The sequence below is a fragment of the Streptococcus sp. 3613 genome (assembly GCF_013277375.1).
Classification (GTDB): domain Bacteria; phylum Bacillota; class Bacilli; order Lactobacillales; family Streptococcaceae; genus Streptococcus; species Streptococcus pseudopneumoniae.
On the sequence record NZ_VMMV01000001.1, the window covers coordinates 64,089 to 86,393 of the forward strand.

26 protein-coding genes are annotated in these 22,305 nt (G+C 35.5%); 6 read left to right on the plus strand and 20 right to left on the minus strand.

Annotated features, from left to right (window positions below; genetic code table 11):
• Positions 1-62 precede the first annotated feature (62 nt).
• From HT708_RS00345 to HT708_RS00370, 8 genes are all read right to left on the minus strand, one after another.
• Positions 63-251 (minus strand): hypothetical protein, encoded by a 189-nt coding sequence (locus HT708_RS00345; protein ID WP_016397257.1) that lies wholly within the window; start codon positions 249-251, stop codon positions 63-65.
• Positions 252-258: 7 nt separating this feature from the next.
• On the minus strand, positions 259-633 hold the full coding sequence (locus HT708_RS00350) for an SPH_0224 family bacteriocin-like peptide (protein WP_172925837.1): 375 nt from the start codon (positions 631-633) through the stop codon (positions 259-261).
• A gap of 376 nt (positions 634-1,009) precedes the next feature.
• Positions 1,010-1,987, minus strand: a complete 978-nt coding sequence (locus HT708_RS00355; RefSeq protein WP_050078538.1) for a hypothetical protein — start codon at positions 1,985-1,987, stop codon at positions 1,010-1,012.
• A gap of 313 nt (positions 1,988-2,300) precedes the next feature.
• Complete coding sequence (locus HT708_RS00360; protein ID WP_172925838.1) at positions 2,301-3,359, minus strand: hypothetical protein; 1,059 nt, start codon at positions 3,357-3,359, stop codon at positions 2,301-2,303.
• Between the two features lie 156 nt (positions 3,360-3,515).
• A complete protein-coding gene (locus tag HT708_RS11585; RefSeq protein WP_000513492.1) occupies positions 3,516-3,761 on the minus strand; it encodes a hypothetical protein in 246 nt (81 codons plus the stop codon).
• Entirely contained in the window at positions 3,742-3,867 is a 126-nt protein-coding gene (locus HT708_RS12095) for a hypothetical protein (RefSeq protein ID WP_000201419.1), read from the minus strand. Before HT708_RS12095 ends, HT708_RS11585 begins: the two co-directional genes overlap by 20 nt.
• 373 nt (positions 3,868-4,240) lie before the next feature.
• Positions 4,241-4,453 carry a hypothetical protein gene (locus tag HT708_RS00365; protein ID WP_000989849.1) on the minus strand — a complete coding sequence of 71 codons (213 nt, stop codon included), beginning with the start codon at positions 4,451-4,453 and terminating at the stop codon, positions 4,241-4,243.
• Positions 4,454-4,606: 153 nt separating this feature from the next.
• Positions 4,607-5,338: a hypothetical protein gene (locus HT708_RS00370; RefSeq protein WP_172925839.1), complete on the minus strand. Its 732-nt coding sequence runs from the start codon at positions 5,336-5,338 to the stop codon at positions 4,607-4,609.
• A gap of 156 nt (positions 5,339-5,494) precedes the next feature.
• Here HT708_RS00370 and HT708_RS00375 point away from each other — a divergent pair, with 156 nt between their 5' ends.
• Positions 5,495-6,358, plus strand: a complete 864-nt coding sequence (locus HT708_RS00375; RefSeq protein WP_172925840.1) for a helix-turn-helix transcriptional regulator — start codon at positions 5,495-5,497, stop codon at positions 6,356-6,358.
• A 285-nt stretch (positions 6,359-6,643) separates the two neighbouring features.
• Here HT708_RS00375 and argH read toward each other — a convergent pair whose 3' ends face one another.
• The 11 genes from argH to HT708_RS00430 all read right to left on the minus strand — a co-directional run bounded on the left by argH (position 6,644) and on the right by HT708_RS00430 (position 17,367).
• Positions 6,644-8,038 (minus strand): argininosuccinate lyase, encoded by a 1,395-nt coding sequence (gene argH / locus HT708_RS00380; RefSeq protein WP_172925841.1) that lies wholly within the window; start codon positions 8,036-8,038, stop codon positions 6,644-6,646.
• A gap of 28 nt (positions 8,039-8,066) precedes the next feature.
• A complete protein-coding gene (locus tag HT708_RS00385; protein ID WP_172925842.1) occupies positions 8,067-9,263 on the minus strand; it encodes an argininosuccinate synthase in 1,197 nt (398 codons plus the stop codon).
• Between the two features lie 16 nt (positions 9,264-9,279).
• Positions 9,280-10,086: an ABC transporter substrate-binding protein gene (locus HT708_RS00390; RefSeq protein ID WP_172925843.1), complete on the minus strand. Its 807-nt coding sequence runs from the start codon at positions 10,084-10,086 to the stop codon at positions 9,280-9,282.
• 206 nt (positions 10,087-10,292) lie between these two features.
• Entirely contained in the window at positions 10,293-10,934 is a 642-nt protein-coding gene (locus tag HT708_RS00395) for an ABC transporter ATP-binding protein (RefSeq protein WP_050285167.1), read from the minus strand.
• The gene (locus tag HT708_RS00400) at positions 10,931-13,039 is read right to left on the minus strand and encodes a bacteriocin-associated integral membrane family protein (RefSeq protein ID WP_172925844.1); all 2,109 of its coding nucleotides are present in this window, start codon (positions 13,037-13,039) and stop codon (positions 10,931-10,933) included. The genes HT708_RS00395 and HT708_RS00400 overlap by 4 nt, the downstream gene beginning before the upstream one ends.
• 54 nt (positions 13,040-13,093) lie before the next feature.
• Complete coding sequence (locus tag HT708_RS00405) at positions 13,094-13,378, minus strand: lactococcin 972 family bacteriocin (RefSeq protein ID WP_001230167.1); 285 nt, start codon at positions 13,376-13,378, stop codon at positions 13,094-13,096.
• Positions 13,379-13,762: 384 nt separating this feature from the next.
• Positions 13,763-14,350: a hypothetical protein gene (locus HT708_RS00410; protein WP_172925845.1), complete on the minus strand. Its 588-nt coding sequence runs from the start codon at positions 14,348-14,350 to the stop codon at positions 13,763-13,765.
• 296 nt (positions 14,351-14,646) lie between these two features.
• Positions 14,647-15,294 (minus strand): ABC transporter ATP-binding protein, encoded by a 648-nt coding sequence (locus tag HT708_RS00415; RefSeq protein WP_012972615.1) that lies wholly within the window; start codon positions 15,292-15,294, stop codon positions 14,647-14,649.
• A 13-nt stretch (positions 15,295-15,307) separates the two neighbouring features.
• Positions 15,308-16,114: a hypothetical protein gene (locus HT708_RS00420; RefSeq protein ID WP_000713604.1), complete on the minus strand. Its 807-nt coding sequence runs from the start codon at positions 16,112-16,114 to the stop codon at positions 15,308-15,310.
• Positions 16,101-16,892, minus strand: a complete 792-nt coding sequence (locus HT708_RS00425) for a hypothetical protein (RefSeq protein WP_172925846.1) — start codon at positions 16,890-16,892, stop codon at positions 16,101-16,103. Before HT708_RS00425 ends, HT708_RS00420 begins: the two co-directional genes overlap by 14 nt.
• 73 nt (positions 16,893-16,965) lie before the next feature.
• Positions 16,966-17,367, minus strand: coding sequence for a hypothetical protein (locus HT708_RS00430; protein ID WP_050390508.1), 402 nt, complete (start codon positions 17,365-17,367; stop codon positions 16,966-16,968).
• Between the two features lie 527 nt (positions 17,368-17,894).
• On the opposite strand from HT708_RS00430, the gene HT708_RS00435 reads away from it, so the two are divergent.
• On the plus strand, positions 17,895-18,758 hold the full coding sequence (locus HT708_RS00435; RefSeq protein ID WP_172925847.1) for a helix-turn-helix transcriptional regulator: 864 nt from the start codon (positions 17,895-17,897) through the stop codon (positions 18,756-18,758).
• Positions 18,759-18,808: 50 nt separating this feature from the next.
• On the opposite strand, the gene HT708_RS00440 is transcribed toward HT708_RS00435, so the two are convergent.
• A complete protein-coding gene (locus HT708_RS00440) occupies positions 18,809-19,429 on the minus strand; it encodes a LysM domain-containing protein (RefSeq protein WP_023939095.1) in 621 nt (206 codons plus the stop codon).
• Positions 19,430-19,670: 241 nt separating this feature from the next.
• Here HT708_RS00440 and sdaAB point away from each other — a divergent pair, with 241 nt between their 5' ends.
• The 4 genes from sdaAB to HT708_RS11635 form a co-directional block, all read left to right on the plus strand.
• Positions 19,671-20,342 carry an L-serine ammonia-lyase, iron-sulfur-dependent subunit beta gene (sdaAB, locus tag HT708_RS00445; RefSeq protein ID WP_000838912.1) on the plus strand — a complete coding sequence of 224 codons (672 nt, stop codon included), beginning with the start codon at positions 19,671-19,673 and terminating at the stop codon, positions 20,340-20,342.
• Between the two features lie 8 nt (positions 20,343-20,350).
• Positions 20,351-21,223 carry an L-serine ammonia-lyase, iron-sulfur-dependent, subunit alpha gene (gene sdaAA, locus HT708_RS00450; protein WP_000500038.1) on the plus strand — a complete coding sequence of 291 codons (873 nt, stop codon included), beginning with the start codon at positions 20,351-20,353 and terminating at the stop codon, positions 21,221-21,223.
• Positions 21,224-21,244: 21 nt separating this feature from the next.
• Positions 21,245-21,877 (plus strand): HAD family hydrolase, encoded by a 633-nt coding sequence (locus HT708_RS00455; protein WP_000200897.1) that lies wholly within the window; start codon positions 21,245-21,247, stop codon positions 21,875-21,877.
• A gap of 49 nt (positions 21,878-21,926) precedes the next feature.
• Positions 21,927-22,305, plus strand: a 379-nt coding sequence (locus HT708_RS11635) for a hypothetical protein (protein ID WP_345889797.1), incomplete at its 3' end; no start/stop codon positions are given.

Sequence of the window (22,305 nt, forward strand, 5' to 3'; positions counted from 1 at the left end):
TAAGAGAACAGTCTCTAATATAGTAGACTCCCCTTCCTATCACTCCAGCTATATCATATTTGTTATCGATTTAAAAAAATTTTTGCATAAACTATCATTGCTATGGTTAAAAGCAAAAATATTAAATTAATCATAATGATTAATTTCTTTAGTTCCTCACCAACATGATCATATGCTAAAAAAGTTACAGAGGAAATGAGTAGAAATGCTAAAAATACAATAACAAAAATTTTTTCAATTTTCATATCCATTTTACAATTACCATAAAGCGTTTAAGTTTGGATCTCTTCGATTAATATCATTATTTGCCCAAATTGTTGTGATGGCATCACCAATTGACATCCAAGCTGCAAATCCATTAATAGCAGACAGTGCAAATCCTGCCACTCTATTTGCAACTCGTACCCCAACATATCTTGCAGCTGCTCCAGCAATTGCGCTTGTAACTCGCCGCAAACCATAATTACGAATATAATTTCTAACTAGACTGATTGCTCCTCCACCTAAAACACCATTAAAAGCTATATTAATGGCTGTTGCAACAGGCCATCTCGGAATAGAAAATCCCCCATCAAGATACATCATCTCTTCTTGCTCAAGAACAACATAATTATTTGGTAATACGAGTTCCATTTATTTTCTCCTTTTTTATTAAGCATAGTTAGGATAGTTTCCTAACAAGTGATAGACGACTGTGTTTTTATCACTTAGCTACCTAGATAAGATATCCTTTCTCTACCTTATTTGTTTTTATAGGTTACCTAAGGTTTAAAATCAATTATTGTTTGAAACTTAACAGTTCTAAACCACTAGCAATAAATGATTGCGAACTCACTAATACTATTTCAAAATTTATTTTTTTTGACTTAGTAACGCAATTCCAATTAGCAATACACCTAATATAAATAAAAGTATTTCCCAAAATTTATTATCCGTGTTAATGAGAGGTATAAGATACATACTGACTAATATGCAACTTGCCCCTATAATGGCAAATATTATTCTGGTTTTATCTCCTAATTGAAACATGTTTGATCCCCATATACACTTCAAGCAAAAGTTGGATTTCTGAAATGGCTAAAGATAAAGATAATGGTTGCGAGCTATTTAAACTATCATCAATATTCTGCTCGATTAAAACAAAGTCTGGTCTTACCTCTAAAATTTTATTTAACATTGATTCATATTTATTTTTTTCATTATAATGCCGTAAATATAGATTTAATTTTATAACATCCAACATACCATAAAGTGATATTGGATGATTTATTTTTTTAAATCGCTTAACTTCTAATAAATCAATTTGTTCACGCACACTCTCTGAAAGATATGGCTTGATTAAACTGATATAAGATAAAGCCACGCATGGCAACTCAGATTTTGATTGCAATTTCCAAATTTCATGATAATCCTGAAGATTAAACTCACAATTCTTCTTAGATTCCAGTATTGTTAGTACCTTTGATTTTAACAGAAATAATTGTTGATTCTCAATTCTATAAAGTTTTTGTACTAATGCTATGATAATAGAAAATGAAATAAGAGGCAAAAGCAACGGTTTGTCATACACAAAAGTAAAGAAAAAATAGTATGAAATTAGTGTTGTAAAGTACAAGAAGTAGTAAAATTTAAACAGATTCTTAGTTGTTTGACTCTCCTTATAAAACACTGCTATTCCTGGACTAAATCCCATTAGTTGGTGAAAGAGAATTCGATAGTATTTCCTAGCTCCTATAATGATCACAAATATAAAATAAAAATAAATTGGTCTTAATTTACAAAAGATTGAGGAAACTAGTAATAGCAAAGTATGTAAGCATTGAGACAAAATATAGAATAACGGTATCGCCAATACAAAGGTTAAGATGGCATGAGAGGGAGTTCCTAAGATGTCCAATTTTATAAATACTGGGCTGACACAAAATATCGTGCTTATAAGCAGTAAAATTATTAAAATTGTGTCAAAAAAATAACGCTTATTTTTCATTAGTCTACTTTCCATTGTTAAATAATACTACTGCTAACACCAAGCCAACTTAGCACATTGCATCACCTAATCCTGCGCTACTTGTCCATAATCCTTTAATGTTTCTACTAAAATTATTCCAATCTCCCCCATCAAGATAGCTTATTTATCCTAGACAACGCCTACTGCAACAGTATAAATAAGATTCATCAGCCATCTTTTCTGGCAATCATATGGGTAGACTAATGATATTTCTAGTTACTCAAAAATATCTAGCTATACTAGAGTTATTTCTAATCCCTAGGACACTTGTTAATCCAAATGTAACAAATTTTCACCCCTTAATAGGACTCTTTCTGGAAAAAATATAAGGTCTATCTTTATAAAAAAATCTATCATATTGGGATGGCACGCATCTGGAATTTAAACAAGCTATAAATTCATTTATAACTACTATTTGTTTAGAGGCAACAGCATCTTGTATACCGCCCTCGAAAGAACCATCTTGTAATTCCGAAATATTTTTGTTTAAATATTGTTTTGACAAATCTCTTAATGCTTCATTATCGTAAATGATTCCCAAAAATCCAACCTTATATAGTAAATAATTTAAACTTACAAAGTAATTGAATCCCATAGTATATTTTTCTTTATAAAGCAAAGGTAAAACTTTATAAAAAATATCTAAGTCAACCTCACTCTGATTCTGAAGCAAGTAGGAGTCAAGCAAATTTTCAAAAATAGCTAACAATATGATTGGTGTAAAGTTTTTGTATTCACATGTCAAGTATTCTGAGTATCGTGCAGATGATATTTCTTTTATATAACTTTTTAAAAGCAAGATTTTTTCAAATTCATCATCTATTATTAATCTTCTATTTCCAATCCAAGCGGTATTACCACCCAAATAAGATTGTGCAAATAGCAATATGTAAGAAAATATGAACGTAAATACTGAAAGAGGTAGAATTCTATGCGTAAAAAAATAGACGATAATGGTAGCCAGGAGTAAAGATATCTCTCGTGACAATCGAATTCTTTTCAGCATCTTTTTTAACAGTCCGTAAGGTTGTCCTTGGCAATATTCTTGAACTAAATTAATCGGAATGACATCTCTCACCATTTCTGGAAAGTAGAGTAAGTTTATAGGTTGAAATCTCCAGCTCCCATCATAAGTAAATGGATATAGAACCAAATACTTAAAAGATTTTTTTCTTATAAACTTAATTATCACAATATGAATGACTGTTCCAATGAAGTATATTAAATATAAAAGTAAAACCGCCATCAATATACTTACAAAAATCCCCTTGGAATCAATCAATGGAAAATAAAATATTGCAACTAGAAGCGAATAAAGTCCCGCTAATAAATATTTCTGATCATCTTTCATTCAAAACACCATATTATTTACTAAGAATACATCAATACAATAGAGCAACTCTGTAAGTCAATATTTGATAAAGCAAAGCTTTAAACCCTTCCCCAGACGTTAGCTTTTCTTCAACCCACTACAGTTGACAAGGAGCCCAAATTATTGATAAAAACTTTAGTCATCATCGTCTCTATAAAAATATTTTCTATACACTCTTGATAATACCAAAATTAATGCCAATATCATACCAAGAGCTATAATAATAGAATTTATTAGATTTATTTTAGTATATCCAATCACTAGTCCAATAATTGGACTAGCAGACATGCTTAGATATAATAAAAATAACAAAAAATGAATTTCACCAATTCCTGCAAAAAAATGTTTCATAGCTATAGTTTTACGCCCATAAATACCCATCAAATTTACCGTCTACGATATCTAAACCATATGCAATGGCTCCTCCTAATGAGAAGACTTCAGCAACAGTAGCCGCAATATTAAGAGCATTAGTAATAGTTGCCATACTAACTCCACCAATATATCTTGTTATAGCACTTAGTTACCTAGATAAGATATCCTTTAGCTTGCTTCCAAAATTTAAGTCTACACCTATAATATGAGTTCATATTAGTACTGCTAAATCCTATCTATAGTAATGTCAAACACCTAAATAAAGTCATCTCTCCAATTCATTCAAGAAATGAAGAAAGGCAAAAAATCTTTAAAATAAGAAAAATGCATATTATCAGGTGTTCAAAAATATTGATGATATACGTTATATAGATAGAAAGATTTACTCAATTTCACTTTCAAATTGAGTTTTTTCCCAACCTCGTTTTTAATTTATATCTTCAATAAAATCTAATGACCTAGTTGATATGTCATATGGAATAATATTATTTAATCTGTAATTTTTTTAAAAAACTTAATAATAAATTTGCTCCACTGATTGCTATCAATATTTCAATTGGTAAAAAATAGTAATTCCAAATAAAATGAGAAATCAGCAATGATAGAAAAATAACAATATCAATTTTCCTGTTGTTGACATACTCTGTAATTTTATGGTACAGGAATGCAACAATAACTGAAATTAAAACAACCATCATAATACTATTATCCTATCCTTCTCACTAACTCTATTTCCAAAATTTAATTTTTGGGGGACTTAGTAATGAAATTACAATTAACAACACACCTAAAATAAATAAAAATATCTCCCAAACTTTATTCTCAGTTTTAATAAAGCTACCATATCTATCTCATTTCTTATTTTTAAATAATTCATACTCTTTTTCTCTGATAAAGGGAACTGAAAAATTAGAAAAAAGAAGTAAAACCGAAAACAAATAGCCTGCTTTTTGAATCACTAAAAGATATCCTAAAAATAAGTAAGCTATAACATCCAATGCGAAAAGAAAAAATATTCTCCTCTTCATTAAAGTACTTGTGTCAAATAATCTGATGAATAAAAATTTTATCGTGGTATCTACACAAATTTTTATCAAAAAGATAAGAGTTAGTGCATGATTATCAACTGTACCGTAAAGAATAGATGGAAATATAGTTAATATAAAACTAGAAATCTCTAAATATTTTATCCAAGGAGATTGAGACATCTTACTTTTAAACTGACTGATTTTCCTATACTCGCTAGCTAATCTAGTATCAAAATCTTTACCAATTATATTAAAGATTAAGAACTCCAGGATAAAAATACTGATTAATACGATATAAGTAGAAACCTTTCCTGGGAAATATTTATTGATTAAAATCGGGAAACTCATTAACAGAATCGAATTTATGGCTAGACAGATAGATACTATTTTATTTTTCACTGAATATATAGGGAGCGATACTATCGAATAGAGAAACGCTAAAAAAAGAAGCAAGAAATACTCTGTGCTGCTAATTAGCGGCGCCCTTAATGATAAAAATATATACAGCCAACACACGATGAGGTGTATTTTTCGAATCTTATCTACACTACTCATTCTTCCTCATCTTATCTTTAGTTCCATTTTTAAACTATGTCAACCTTTTTCACAAATTTATTTCGACTTTCTTTTTTACTTTTTACATTGCTATGATACAATATTTTTAACAAAATTTTATTGTTTGTTAACTTTTTTCACGAAAAGGAGAAAATCATGCGTTATGATTTCGGAAAGGTCTATAAAGAAATACGTGAGTCAAAGAGGCTGACCCAAGAAGAGGTCTGTGGGGGTGTTCTCTCAAGAACCAGCTTATCAAAAATCGAAAGTGGCAAGACAACCCCAAAATATGAAAATATGGAATTTCTTCTCCGTCAAATCAATATGAGTTTTGAAGAATTTGAATATATCTGTCAACTTTATCAACCAAGTCAACGCACAGAGATTATGCAAACCTATCTCAATATGCGTTCCATTATCGGGATCAGCGATCTTGTCAATTTATTTCAAAAATGCCAAGACTACCTCAAGACCCACCACGATCTCCCTATAGAAGAAATCAGAGATATGCTTGAAGTTGTCATTTATATCCGTCAACACGGGGCAGGTGAACTATCAGATCACGCAGAACAGGTTGTCAAAAAACTTTGGAGAAAAATTGAAAAACAAGATACATGGTATGAGAGTGATCTAAAAATCCTCAATACCATTCTTTTCAGTTTTCCCATTGAATACCTCCATCTCATCACTGGAAAAATATTGCAACGCCTAGAAGTCTATAAAAACTATCAACATTTATATGACTTGCGAATGACAATTCTATTAAACCTTTCCACACTCTATCTATACACTCAAGATAAAAACATGTGTAAGCAAATCTGCTACACTTTACTAGAGGACGCCAAGAATAAGAAAAGCTACGATAGGCTGGCTATCTGCTATGTCCGTATTGGGATTTGTACAGATAATGCTAAACTTATCCAAAAAGGGTTCTCCCTTCTGGAGCTAACCGAGGAAACTTCTATACTGTCTCATCTCGAAAAAGAAGTAGAGATCTATTACCAAGCGAAGGAAAGATAAAAAAGCCGAGGGATTTCCTCGACTCTTTACATATTATTTGTTCGTTAGTTCTTAATACCAGCCATTGTTAATCCCGAAGTTTTTAGCTCTGCCAAGCCACATAGTTTGCTTACTACTACGTGTCCATGTCACCATGAATCGCCGAACGATTTAACGAGAAAGTATGACTTTTACGTTTATCCCAACTCAATTATGACATTTTTTTCAAAAGTCAATATATCTCACTTTTTTAACGACAAGAAAGAGGCTGTCAATCGACCAACCTCTTATTCTGAACCTATCAATCTAGCACTTTTTAGCTTCATTCGCTTTCTTAGCGACTGCAATTTGGTATTTCACTTGGTCAAACCCTGTACCTCCCAAGGAATTTCGTCTTTGAACAGCAGTTTTAGGTTGCAAGTAGACATAAATATCCTCGGCAATGAGGGAATGATAGGTTTGTAATTCCTCCAAAGTCCAATCTTGAATATTTTTAGCAGACTTGATAGAGTCTAACACTAATCTTCCCACAACCTCATGAGCTTCTCTAAATGGCAAGCCTTTTCCTGCCAAATAATCTGCCAACTCAGTTGCATTTGAAAAGTCCTTCTCTGTCGACTCTTGCATTTTTTCCTTGTTTACCTGCAAGCTAGATAACATACCTGCCAACACATCCAAAGAATTTAAAATCGTTTCGACCGTGTCAAACATTCCTTCCTTATCCTCTTGCAGATCCTTATTATAAGCTAAGGGCAAGGACTTCATGACTGTCAATAGTCCAAACAAATGTCCATAAACTCTACCAGTCTTTCCTCGAATCAACTCAGCCATATCTGGATTTTTCTTTTGGGGCATAATAGAGGAACCTGTTGTAAACGTATCTGACAAGGTAATGAATTGGTACTCAAAACTACACCAATTGATCATTTCTTCACAAAAACGGCTCATGTGCATCATGAGTATGCTGGCATTGGATAGAAATTCTAAGATAAAATCGCGATCACTAACAGCATCCAAAGAATTTGTATAAGGTTGCTTAAACTCTAACAAATCGCTAGACAATTGGCAATCAATGGGGAAAGTCGTCCCTGCCAAAGCTGCCGCACCTAGAGGGCATAGGTCTGTATGCTTCTGGTTAAATCCAAAACGTTCACTGTCTCTTTGAAACATATTGTAGTAAGCCATCAGGTGGTGGGCAAAACTAATCGGTTGGGCATGTTGCAGATGGGTATAGCCCGGCATGATTGTCTCCACATGATTTTCCGCCAAGTCTAATAAAACACCCTTGAGATGAGTCAGTTTATCTAGGACATGGCCTAGTTGTTCCTTGAGATATAAGTGCATATCTGTCGCAACTTGGTCATTTCTAGAACGAGCCGTATGTAGTTTCCCTGCAAGGGGACCAATTTTTTCTGTCAGCAACACTTCCATATTCATATGAATATCTTCGTTTGCGATATCAAAGACAAGTTGGCCTGCCTCTAGCTCTTCTAAAAGCTCTTTCAAGCCTTCTTGAATCTTTTCTGATTCCTTCAAACTCAAAATGCCCGTCTGACCCAACATCTGAACGTGGGCTAAGGAACCAATCACATCAAATTTAGCTAATTTCTGGTCAAAAGATATACTCGCACCAAAGCGCTCTACCCAGTCTTCGACAGTACCTTCAAAGCGACCACCCCATAATTTTATATTCTTAGCCATATCACATCCACCTCTCTATCCAATCGTCCTATTTGGCGCTTTTTTGAACCTCAGAATGAACCTTGGTTGGAAGTCCCCACAACTTAATAAAGCCAATAGCCGCATCTTGGTCAAAGGTATCCGCACTAGTATACGTCGCCAAATTTTCATCGTAAAGTGAATTTGGTGATTTTCGAGCCACGACCTGAGCGCTCCCCTTATAGAGTTTAACTTTTGCAGTCCCATTGACAACTTTTTGAGTCTCTTTAATATAAGCAATCAAGGCTTGTGTAGCTGGACTAAACCACAAAGCATTATAAATGAGATTTGATAATTCATTTTCTATAATTGGTTTAAAATGAGCCACTTCTCTCACAAGCGTCAAGTCCTCAATTTCCTTATGAGCTGTCAGCAAGGTCACTGCACCTGGACACTCATAGATTTCTCTTGATTTAATCCCAACCAAACGATTTTCCACGTGATCAATCCGTCCGATCCCATGTTTCCCAGCTATTTCGTTGAGTTTTTGAATCAAATCTGCCAATTTTAACCCTTCTCCATTGAGGGAAACTGGGACACCTTCACTAAACTCAATTTCAATGTATTCTGGCATATCTGGAGCTTGCTCTGGAGAAAATGTAATATCAAAGGCTTCTTCTGGAGCCTGATTCCATGGATTTTCCAAAATACCACACTCATTGGCACGTCCCCAAAGGTTTTGGTCGACAGAGTAGGGATTGTCAAGGTCAGCAGGAACAGGTACTCCATTTTCCTTGGCATAATGAATTTCTTCCTCCCGAGACCATTTCCATTCACGAACTGGCGCAATCACTTTTAAATTGGGATCCAAGGCTGCAATCGATACTTCAAAACGCACTTGGTCATTCCCCTTACCTGTACAACCATGAGCAATTGTAGTCGCTCCTGTCTGATGCGCGATTTCAACCAATTTTTTAGAAATAAGAGGGCGGCTCAAGGCAGATACCAAGGGGTACTTTTGTTCATAGTAGGCATGCGACTGGAGAGCTACTAGCACATAATCTGTAGCAAATTCGTCCTTAACATCAATGACATAAGATTCGACTGCCCCAACCTTGAGAGCCTTATCATGGATGAAATCCAAGTCTTTCCCCTCACCCACATCCATACAAACTGCAACAACATCATAGTCTTTCTTTAGCCAGGTAATAGCAACTGATGTGTCCAAACCGCCAGAATAGGCCAAAATTACTTTTTCTTTACTCATGTTCTTTTCCTTCTTTCTATTTTTCAATGGACGCTTTAAAGGCATCCTCAATGAGTTTGTCTAATTCTCCAGACTCCTTCAACTTTTGAATGGTTTTATCGACTGCCTCTTTCAATTCCTTGCTATCTTTTTTCATGGCTACCGCGTAGGAATCATCTTGCTCTTTTTCAAAATTGAGGCCTGCGATTGCTAAATCAGGATTATTTTCCACAAATCCCTTGGCAACTGGTTCTTCAAAGATGACGGCATCCACTTGCCCTGATTTTAAATCTGTGATTAAATTCCCATTTTTAGGCAGAGATACGAGGGATGAATTTTGTAGCAAATCTTTCGCCATCGTCTCTTGAATCGAACCTTTCTGTGCTCCGACCTTTTTCTGCGCCAAGTCGTTTACAGACTGATAAGTGGCCAAGTCAGATTTTTTGACAATGAGTTTATTTTTTGCAGTATAGTAGGGAATTGAAAAATCGAACACCTTGCTCCGCTCATCTGTCTTAGAAACACCAGATATGGCAAGGTCAGCTTTACCTGATTGAACACTAGCCAGTACATTGTCAAAACTCATGGGAGATAGTTCCAATTCGACACCTAGTTCTGTTGCGATAGCCTTGGCTAATTCGATATCTGAACCCACAATCTGATTTTTCCCATCAACTACTTTTTGGTATTCAAATGGAGCAAAATCTGGATTGAGGGCTACAACCAATTTTCCTTTGGACTTGATGGCTTCAATTCCAGCCGATTGATTGTTACTACAAGCAAATAGTAGGGGGAGCATCACTAAACCAAACATCGTCATCAACACCTTCTTCATCTTATTCATAACAAAGCCTCCTTTATGTTTATTCCTTTTGTTTGTATAAATAATACACCTATCTTCATCCTTTGTCAAGCCTAAATTGTAATTTTTTTCAATTTAAAACAGAAAAACCTAGGAAAATTACATAAAAATGTCATTCCTAGGCGTATTTATGCTATTTCTCTCTGAAAAACATGAGTATTCAGTCAGTCAAATGAAGCTGAATGAACTCATTTTCCCTCGCCCAATTCAATGATACGATGACATTGTTGGGCTACATAAGCATCGTGGGTCACAATAATAACTGTTTTCCCCTCGCGATTCATCTCTAAGAGAAACTTCAAGACCAAATCTCTATTTTCAGGATCCAGCGAACCTGTTGGTTCATCGGCTAAAATCAGCTGACTGGGTTTTAAGATGGCTCTAGCAACTGCAATTCGTTGTTGTTCGCCACCAGACAACTCGGAGACCTTTTGGTGCAAAGTAGCTGACAAACCTACTCTCTCTAAAATCTCTTCCACCTTTTTGAGTTTGTCTTTCTTAGACAATTTCACATATTTCAGCGCCAGCATGAGATTGTACTCGACCGTTTCATCATCAATCAGGGCAAAATTTTGAAATAGATAAGAGATATGTTCACGGATTATTGTTTGTGACTTGGCAGAATTGACCGCTAGATTTGTCTGACCAAAAATCTCATACCGTCCGCTATAATCACCATCTATCAAACCTAATAAATTTAACAAGGTTGACTTACCACTACCACTCTTGCCAACAATAGCTACCAAATCTCCCTGATCAATCCTGAGAGACAAGTTATCCAAAATCACTTTTCCCCCAATGGTTTTGGTAATATTTTTCAACTCAATCATAAGATGCCCCCTTTCAATAATTCTACTAGACTTCTTTTCTCCATCCTAGAAGCCAAGGCTAGCACAAATAGTATATCCAAACATGTAAAACCTGCAAACAGTAGAAGTGGCAGGAGCGCATGGGCAAAGAAAATCAAGACTAGAAGAGGGAGACTATAGCCCAGCAAGAGCAGAACGAGGAGAGGACGGTAGCAATCGACCAGTTTCCACCCCATAAACTTCTTGGTAATGATATCCCTGCGCTTCAACAAGAAAGTAATAACGAGTAAAAAGTAGGAGACAATCATACTGAGAAGAGCAAATAAGGCAAAAAGAACGTTAAAATTACGAACAGAATCCCGATAGGTATCAACTATCCCCTCTTGAATTGCTTGAATCGATGAAAATTTTAAATAGCTACCATCAGATAAGTTATCGACTAACTCTGTAATCACTTTTTGATTTTGTTCTGTATTTTCAATTTTCATCGGGTTGTTTAAACCTGTCGTTGACAAGTGAGTCTTTTCTTCCCACATCATGTCTTGATCATTTACCAGACTAATGATTGGATTGTGGAGATTTTCCTTTCGCTCATTATTATAAGGGAAGAAAGACCAATCTCCTTCATAGTAGGCAATTTCTACATCCATATCTTCTATTGTTTGCTTTTGCTGATCTTCATACCTCATAGAAAGATAGGCGATGGATTTTCCCAAGAACTGATTCTTGCCTTCTTGTCCTTTGTCACTGATTGGCAACAAAATCACCTTTTTAGTGCCGGTATCTGGTAACTTGAATCCCTTGCTCTTTAGAAAATTGCTATTTGCATAGTAAACATCTACCTTATCAGGCAGTTGGTACTGCTGCACTTGTTCTGCTTTGATGACTGGTTTGATAGAAAGACTCGCACTTCGCACATAGTTTACTTGTATTTTTGCTAGCAAATCTTGATAAAATTGGTAGAAATAATCTGTAGATTTCCCTGAACCTGCTAGCTCTTCTTGCCACAGGTTATCATTGAGTTTGAAGGTTTCTAAGGTCAGGTAATTGCCTTGGCTTACCCACTGTTGCTGATAAGCAAGTTCTTTATTTTCTTGTTCTAGACTTTTGCCTACCCCAATCAGTAAGGCCGTCAGTAAAATAGTTGTCCCTATTTTCATCACATAATTAAAGATGAGACCAAGTTTGACAGATGAAAAACCTTTCAACATGGAACTGACTGTCATTTTCTGAATCATCAGGTAGGTCAGCCAACTGATGAACAAATACAACTGTAAAAGCAGAAATTGGGATAAGAGTAAACTTGGAAACAAAAGTTTTGGCCTGTAGTCCAGCACTAAAAATAGTCCCAAGTCAATGACAAGACTTCCACCCAAGAGAAGATAAAAATTAGTCTTTACAAAACCAGCTAAAATCGCCCTGCTTTGAAAACCAAGTAACTTTTGAACCCCCACTCGTTTCATCTCCATCATCGGCTGATAAACTGTCATTAAAATCACAAGCAAGATTGCCAAGATAAAGATAATGATAGATAGTAACAAATCTTGATTTAGCACTCCAACCTGACTTCGGTAAGTGGGTTCTAATAAAATCGTCTTATCTATCTGGAAAAAATCACTCCACTTTTGTAGAATGGTATCACGATCTATCTCTTTGCTGGAGGTAATCATGTAGCGTCCATTTACAGTATGGGATTTATCCTCAATATAAGATTGGAAGGTCTGGAGTCGAATGAGTTTCACCTTTAAAAAGGTGGGAATGGTTCCTAGATTATTGGGAAGGTTCTGGTTACTGTAGACTCCCTTCTCATTCTTTGAAAAATCAAGAGAAGTCAGACCGAACTCCTGATAGGGGAAGGTTTCCTTATCAAAAACACCAGCCTTGACGACCTCATCGCCATTATCTACTTTGATAATAGAGACCTTGTCTTGGCTTGCAACCTCTTCAAAAAACTGGAGAATCGTTTCTGTCGGTTTAGTGACATCTTTCAAGTACAAGTCAAATGAATAAATTGTCTTGCCCATCTCCTGAATCCGCACTATTTCTCGTGTAACATTTACATTCAGGACAAAAAACGTAGTACACAGCAAGAGCAGGAGCATACAAAGATGACTGATTTTTTTCATAGAGATACCTCCCGTAAAGAAACTCCCTCTCCAAAAGGGGAGGGAGAATTTTAATTAAAATCCATAGAAATATTCCATTCCCGTTGGTGGGAATTTGAAGATTGAAGCCCGAGCCCATGCCTCAGCTTCTGCACGATCCTTAGAGAATTTATTTCCATCTTTAACAGTTGCTGTATGAGAGCGAGTAGAATGTAAATAATCAGAATAACCAAAATTTCCTGACCATCCTACTCCATAGTTCCATTGACCACCATCAACCCATACTGCCAAAACACTTGTAGAAGCAAGTATACTACATACCATTAAAGATGCAACACCAATTTTAACTAATTTTCTCATGATTTATTTCTCCTATTATCGAGAGCTATTCCGTAGAAACAGCTATAGTAATTTATCAACAAGTATCGTAGTCCATTGGACTCACCTTCCTTCTATCTCATTTCATTTTTAAACAACGAACTTACTCTTAACTAGGAGAATAGTTCTCTTCTGTATCAGGTCTTTGAACAACCAGAGTAGTATTAAGCACACTCTAACTATTACTCAAGAATCAGCCCAATAAACAACATGGATAGCGTTTTCAAATTTTAAACTCCTATCCCATCCTTTTATCTATATTATAAGCGAAAATATAATAACTGTCAAGTAATTGAAGTGAATTTTATAAAAAAATTACAAGCCAAATTTGTAAAGTTTACAATAAACAACTAGGGCAATTATCTATCAGAATGTCCGTTTATCTGTTAATAATCCGAGAAAATCTTGTCGTTTCAAGTCGGAGAAATGTTTGGTAGAAAGACTTCCTTTTTGAAGTCCATCATCTCTAACCTGTAAATAATAGCTATGTTGGCTTGTTTTAATTGTCAAAAAATCGCCAAATACAAAAAATTTTTTCCAGTTACGAATCTCAAATTCTTTCATCTCTGATTTTGGAATGCGGATAAGTCCTTGCCGCAAATCACGATGATGCTCACTTGTGAAAGTCATCCCATTCCCAAGATTTCTTATCAGTAGTTCATCTGGAGTTACCATCACCAGCGCTATTTTAGTTAAGAAAATTTCAACTGTTGGTGGTAAAATCGCCAAATCAAACCAGGGATATAGGTAGCGATATGCTAAGAAATAATGAGGCTCCTCACCCAATCCTAGTTGTTTATACAAGTCCTTGACCTCACTATCTAACCTCGCTTCAAAAGACACATCCGAATGCTCTTCTTCCTTCTTCTGATTAAAATAACGCATCCAGACTAGGAAACCTATAAAGGCTAGGACAAATATTCCTGATAAAAGATATTTTAAATTGTAGTTCATCACTTAACCTCCTGATTCACGCTTCTGCCTAAAGAAGAGGCCTATCTATTTTGAAAATAGTTCCATAACAACTTTAAATAAGACTGGTAATATTGTATCAAGCTAGAATTCTTTCTTTTCTAGCTACATCATAGTACTACTTAAACTTATTTTAGTTTTCTCCCTTACTTTCTATATTACTATTATACAATATTTTTGCTAAGATTTTATTATTTGTTAACTTTTTTCACAAAAAGGAGTACATCATGCGTTATGATTTCGGGAAGGTCTATAATAAAGTTAGCCACCTACCATTACTAAAAGTTAGATATCTCAACTAATTTACCATTTTTCAATTCAAGAACAATATCAGATAATACTTCAATATCCTCTTTATTGTGAGATGTGACCAACATAGTAATATGATTCTTTCGAGCATAACTCTTAATTATTTTTCTAAGTTCTTCTACACCTTCATAGTCCATACTATTAAATGGTTCATCTAGGAGTAAAATCTTAGGATTTTCCATCAATGCTTGGGCAATCCCTAACCTTTGTAACATACCTAATGAATAATTTTTTACTCTTACATCTTTATCCTGATATAAATCTACCTTATTCAATACTTCCTCAATCTCTTTCTTAGTAATTTTATTTTTGATTGTAGCTAATTGCTCTAAATTCTCTAATGCAGTTAGACTAGACAAAAATCCTGGATGTTCAATAAGTAAGCCTACATCAAGTGGCATAGAGCCATTTTCACCAACAATTACACTTCCAACTGTAATCTTACCCGTAGTAGGTTTCATTAGTCCTGAAAGCATTTTAAATAATACACTTTTCCCGCATCCATTGGTTCCTATAATTCCATATATTTTACCTGATTCAAAAACATAACTAACATCATCTATAACACACTTTTTCCCAAATGTTTTTGAAAGATGATCTACTTTTATACAATCCATACGTTTCAACTCCTTACTCATCTTGATACTGCTTACTTCCTTTAGGTAATGTAATATCTTTATTTTCAAATATTTTAAAATTTAATAGAACTAACATTGCATCAACAAATACCAATATCCCACATCTACCAATGAAATTTATACCGTAACCATATACTGAACCGGAAATAGAAAACAATGAAAATGGTCTCAGATGTTCTCCTAACAAGCCCAATGTTGAACCCGCCATTACAATCAAAGTGCCCGTATAGATAACAAATACTAACGATTGTGATATTCTAAACTGTGTTAAAAGTGCATGGAGCAGGGAAAAGAAATATAGCAACAATCCTTGTAAAATTATTATCTTCCCTATCTCATAAATTACGATATTCGTTTCAAAATTTCCAAATAAATACGTTTCTGAAAATTTTTTTGTGGCTGTTGAAATGCCGATGCCAAAGTTAGAATCTCCTATTCCTACTATAGTGGAAAATATACAAATACTAACCACATAATAAATCACACTTTTCAAAATTTTGAAATGCTTATTTCTATAAAAATCATTTCTACTTGAATACCTACTTAGTACAAAAAATATATTTTGTTCAACTGGGCTTTGTAGCATCATTATGAAAGCTAATAAAAACGGAAATGTGAAATATCCAGTATAGGAATCATTAAACATGATAAGAATCAGCTCACCAAAATGAAAATTCCCAAATTTATATTTCAATACTATCAGCTGACTAAAATTTGCTAATATAGCAAAAGCCACTAATAAATATATAAAACCTATATAAAAATCTTCTTTATTTTTTAATTCTTTAAATTTCTTCATCAGTTTCTATATCCCTTTTAAACTTTTTATACGACATCCAATATGATATTACTACTACAAGTATCAAATATACAAAAACAAATATTATGCTTATTCCTTTTACTCTTGAAACATCAAAAATTGCCATTGGTTCAATTTTAGTAAGACCTAAAAACATAGCAAACAATGATCCTATTGTCGTTAAAATAAATGGGGATAACCATGCAACAAATTTGCTCTTAATAAAATATGACATCGCCAATCCAACACTACTATATGCAACGCCAACAAAGGAACAATGTAAAATGATTATTACTACATAAAATAACGGGGATGTCCTCACTGCTGATTCATAAATAGAAACTTTTGTTATTGCATAATAAGCATCCATATTTATACTTCTATTAAAAAATAAAATTGACATTATCAAGAATAATAACATTCCAAAAATAAATGTTGTAAATGATATGAATCCATTGATTATAAAAATAGAATTAAAATACTGTTTATATCCCATCCTTGATATAATATATTTCATTATTCCACTTTTTCTATTTTCGATATGCTGTGACGCAAAAGGAATTGTTGCAATAAGAGGTGCCAAAACTATTAACAACGACCTATCACCATTATAACCTTGTAAAAATGCCACAATATAATCATGATTAAAAAAATACTCCATCCCCTCTTCAATAAATGCACTTACAGAAAATATCATAGAAGTTAAAATAATTAATATTGCTAAAAAGAATTGCTTATTTTTCATCCCTTTTAAAAATATACTGACCTTGTAATCCATACTTCTCTCCTATAAAACAAATGGGATGAGCGAACATGCTCACCCCCAAATATACAAACCTATATTCTAGCTCTTAATACTCATCAGGACTCCACGAACCGCTGGTTTGAACTTTAACATATGTTGCGAACCCTGTCCATCCACCCAATCTAAGATTAGATCCTTCTGCATCTGATGGACTATTATAATTCAAATAAATCCTATCTCCACTGCCTGCAGAATATGTACGTGTCATTTGAGCGTCACCTCTAAAAATAGCACAGTGCATTGTATAACCACCACCGATTGATGTATTATTATTTACTCCTCTTGATTGATTTGTTTTATATAATGAGTCAGTCACTGTACGACCTCCGAATCTCGGCATAATCATATCGTAGTCCGAAATTTCTCTAGCAGAGACAGCCATTGCACCAATCATTAACGTAGCACATATACTTGCAAATAACTTTGTTTTAGTATCTAGTTTTTTCATTATTACAATCCAATCCTTTCGCTCCACTTACGACACAATACAAAATGAAAAACATGTTGTATTGTGTTGTTTTCTTTAATTTGGGATATGATATACTTCCTGTGAAACCAAATATGATAAACTAAAAATCAAAATTATAATGAATTCAAATTTATAGAATAACTACCTTAAAACGAAATTAACATTCACAGAAAATCTTATGTAATTACTAAATAATCCATTGGACTCATCTTCCTTTCATTTTTGCAACTAGCGCATTATATCGGCCATTTCCATGGGAAAACCGTAGCAATGCTAAATAAGAAAGCAAGAACAACTAAAAAGCGAAAAACTTTTTTATTCATACTTTTTCCCTCCTATCCATATTTTGTATCTATAGTATACCTCTTCTTTATTCTATTTTAAAATTAGTTAACTTTTTTCACACATTATTTTAGTTTTCTTTTTTACTATTCCTGTTACTATGATACAATATTTTTAACTAGATTTTATTATTTGTTAACTTTTTTCACGAAAAGGAGAAAATTATGCGTTATGATTTCGGAAAGGTCTATAAAGAAATACGCGAGTCAAAAGGCTTGACCCAAGAAGAGGTCTGTGGAAATGTCCTCTCAAGAACCAGCCTATCAAAGATTGAAAGCGGTAAAGCAACTCCCAAATATGAAAATATGGAGTTTCTTCTCCAGCAAATCAATATGAGTTTTGAAGAGTTTGACTATATCTGCCATCTCTATCAACCAAGCCAACGAACAGAAATCATGCAAACCTATCTCAATATGAGCTCAATCCTAGGGACTAGTGAACTCGAAAAACTATTTCAAATATGCCAAAACTATCTCAAGACCCATCATGACCTCTCTATAGAAGAGATCAGGGATATGCTGGAAGTTGTCATTCATATCCGTCAACATGGTACAGAGCAACTGTCAGACCAAGTAAAACAGACTATCAAAAAGCTTTGGGAAAAAATTGAAAAACAAGATACATGGTATGAAAATGACCTAAAAATCCTCAATACCATTCTTTTCAGCTTTCCCATTGAACACCTCCATCTCATCACTGGAAAAATCTTGCAACGCTTGGAAGTCTATAAAAACTACCAACATTTATATGACTTACGAATGGCAATCCTACTCAATCTGTCCACCATTTACTTATACCATCAAGACAAAAACATGTGTCAACAAATCTGCTATACTTTACTAGAGGATGCCAAGAAAAAGAAGCACTACGATAGACTTGCTATCTGCTATGTCCGTATCGGGATTTGTAGGGATGACGCTAGACTTATCCAAAAAGGTTTCTCACTTCTAGAGCTGACCGAGGAAACTTCTATGCTGTCTCATCTCAAAAAAGAAGTAGAGATCTATTCTCAACCGAAGGAAATATAAAAAGTCGAGGGATTTCCTCGACCTTTTCATATTATTCTGTTCGTTATTTCTTAATACCAGCCGTTGTTAAGCCAGAAGTTTTTAGCAGCAGTCCATGAACCGTAACGTCCTGCTACATAGGCATCTGCTACACGTTCTTGGTTTTCAGCTGAGTAGTCACCGTTCAAGTATGAATCGGTCAATTGGTAACGTCCGATATAACGTCCGTTTGTAGCTGTGTAGCTACCACCTGATTCTTTTTGAGCAATCCATTCTTTGGCTTCTGCTTCAGATCCGCTTACAGTTGAAGCAACTGTTTCTTCTGCTACTGTTTCACTTACTACTGGAGTTTCTTCCTCTACCTCTGTAGTTTCTGCCACTGGAGCTGAAACAGCCTCATCTTGGGCTGCTGGAGCTTCATAGGTCGTTGAAGCTGGTACTGCTGGCGCTACAGGACCATCGATAACCAACTCTTGACCAACATAAATCAAATGAATGTTGTCGATGTGGTTGTTTTCTGCCAATTTCTCAACAGTTGTGTTGTGAGTTTCAGCGATTTCTGAAAGTGTATCACCTTCTTTAACAGTGTAAGTTGATGATTCTTGAGCAGATACAAATGATGGAGCAAATACTGCAAACAAGGCAGCTACTCCTGCAAGAGTTGTTTTAATCTTTTTAGTTGTTGATTTCATATTTGAAAATTCTCCTTCTTTCTATAGTTCTATCATACCTTTTAAATATTACTATTTCTTAACACTTTTATGTAGAAATATTACAAAATTATTTTTTATTTCCCTAAATAATGTGTTTTTTGTCATAAAAGATACTATTTTTATGCTATTTAAGGTATTAGAAAGGTTTTCATCCACAATTAAAGCCAAGCCCCTCATTCTTTGATATAATAGAGATAAGAATTTTTATAAGGGGAAACTGATGAAATCACTTCGTTTTCAATCTGTCTTTGATATCATCGGACCGGTTATGATTGGCCCATCTAGTAGCCATACCGCTGGTGCTGTTCGTATTGGGAAGATTGTCTCTTCCATTTTTGATGATACTCCGACAGAAGTTGAATTCCAACTTTTTAACTCATTTGCCAAGACCTATCGTGGTCACGGAACAGACCTAGCCCTTGTTGCAGGTATTTTAGGAATGGATACAGATGATCCTGAAATTCCAAATAGTCTGGAAATTGCCCACAAGCGTGGTATCAAGATTGTCTGGACCATTCAGAAAGACAGCAATGCCCCTCACCCTAACACCACTAAAATTACTGTTAAAAATGCCCACAAGACCATCAGCGTGACTGGTATTTCTATCGGTGGAGGAAATATTCAGGTAACCGAACTCAATGGTTTTGCCGTCTCTCTCAATATGAATACACCGACTATCATCATCGTTCATCAAGATATTCCAGGTATGATTGCCCTTGTTACAGAGGCGCTTTCCCGCTATGGTATCAATATCGCCCAGATGAATGTTACTCGTGAAAAAGCTGGTGAAAAAGCCATTATGATTATCGAAGTTGACAGTCGCAACTGTGATGAGGCTATCGAAGAAATTCGAAAAATCCCTCATCTCCACAATGTCAATTTCTTTAAATAGGAGGAAGCATGTTTTATTCTATCAAAGAATTGGTCGAGCAAGCAGATCTGGACTTTCAAGGAAATGTCGCAGAACTCATGATTACAACAGAGTTTGAATTGACCGGTCGCGAACGTGAAGAAGTCTTCCTTCTCATGGAACGCAATCTGGAAGTTATGAAAGCCTCTGTCCAACTTGGCCTCAATGAAAATAAATCTCGTAGTGGCCTGACAGGTGGAGATGCTGCCAAATTGGATCACTACATCGAAAACGGAAAAACTCTGTCAGATTATACGATTCTCTCGGCTGCCCGAAATGCCATCGCAGTCAATGAACACAATGCCAAAATGGGCTTGGTTTGTGCCACTCCGACCGCCGGAAGTGCTGGCTGTCTGCCATCCGTTCTCACTGCTGCTATTGAAAAATTAGACCTCAGCCATGAGCAACAACTGGATTTCCTCTTTGCTGCTGGTGCCTTTGGACTAGTCATCGCAAACAATGCCTCCATCTCAGGTGCTGAGGGTGGGTGTCAAGCTGAAGTTGGTTCAGCCTCTGCTATGAGTGCTGCCGCCTTGACTCTGGCTGCAGGTGGAACACCTTATCAGGCCAGTCAAGCTATTGCCTTTGTCATTAAAAATATGCTAGGCCTCATCTGTGACCCTGTTGCAGGTTTGGTCGAAGTTCCCTGTGTCAAACGTAATGCCATGGGAGCTAGCTTTGCTTTCATCGCAGCAGACATGGCCTTGGCAGGTATCGAATCTAAAATCCCTGTGGATGAAGTGATCGATGCCATGTACCAAGTAGGAGCAAGCATGCCAACTGCCTTTCGTGAAACAGCTGAAGGTGGACTCGCTACCACCCCTACTGGTCGTCGCCTCCAAAAAGAAATTTTCGGAGAATAAGCTTATCAAATAGGAGAAACCATGACCTCTATCACAGCGATTTTTTTCGATTTGGATGGAACCCTCGTTGATAGTTCTATCGGGATTCACAATGCCTTTACCTATACCTTTAAAGAGCTGGGGGTGCCTAGCCCTGATGCCAAAACGATTCGTGGTTTTATGGGACCACCTCTCGAAAGTAGTTTTGCGACCTGCCTGTCCAAAGACCAAATTTCTGAAGCCGTGCAGATATATCGTTCTTACTATAAGGCAAAAGGCATCTATGAAGCTCAACTCTTTCCTCAGATTATAGACTTGCTTGAGGAGTTATCGAGCAGTTATCCACTCTACATCACCACGACAAAGAATACATCTACTGCTCAAGACATGGCAAAAAACTTGGAAATCCATCATTTCTTTGATGGCATTTATGGTTCTAGCCCTGAAGCACCCCATAAGGCAGATGTCATTCACCAAGCCTTGCAGACACATCAACTAGTCCCTCAACAAGCCATCATCATCGGAGATACCAAGTTTGATATGCTGGGAGCTCGAGAAACAGGTATTCAGAAATTGGCCGTCACTTGGGGATTTGGAGAGCAAGCAGATCTACTAAACTATCAACCTGATTATATCGCTCACAAACCCTTAGAGGTTTTGGCGTATTTTCAATAGCATAGACTGGGTAACAACTCCATTTCAGAAGAAAATGAAGTAATACTCAATGAAAATCAAAGAGCAAACTAGGAAACTAGCTGCGGGCTGCTCAAAACACTGTTTTAAGGTTGTAGATGGAACTGACGAAGTCAGCTCAAAACACTGTTTTAAGGTTGTGGATGGAACTGACGAAGTCAGCTCAAAACACCGTTTTGAGGTGGCAGATAGAACTGACGAAGTCAGCTCAAAACACCGTTTTGAGGTGGCAGATAGAACTGACGAAGTCAGCTCAAAACACCGTTTTGAGGTGGCAGATAGAACTGACGAAGTCAGCTCAAAACACCGTTTTGAGGTGGCAGATAGAACTGACGAAGTCAGCTCAAAACACCGTTTTGAGGTGGCAGATAGAACTGACGAAGTCAGCTCAAAACACCGTTTTGAGGAAG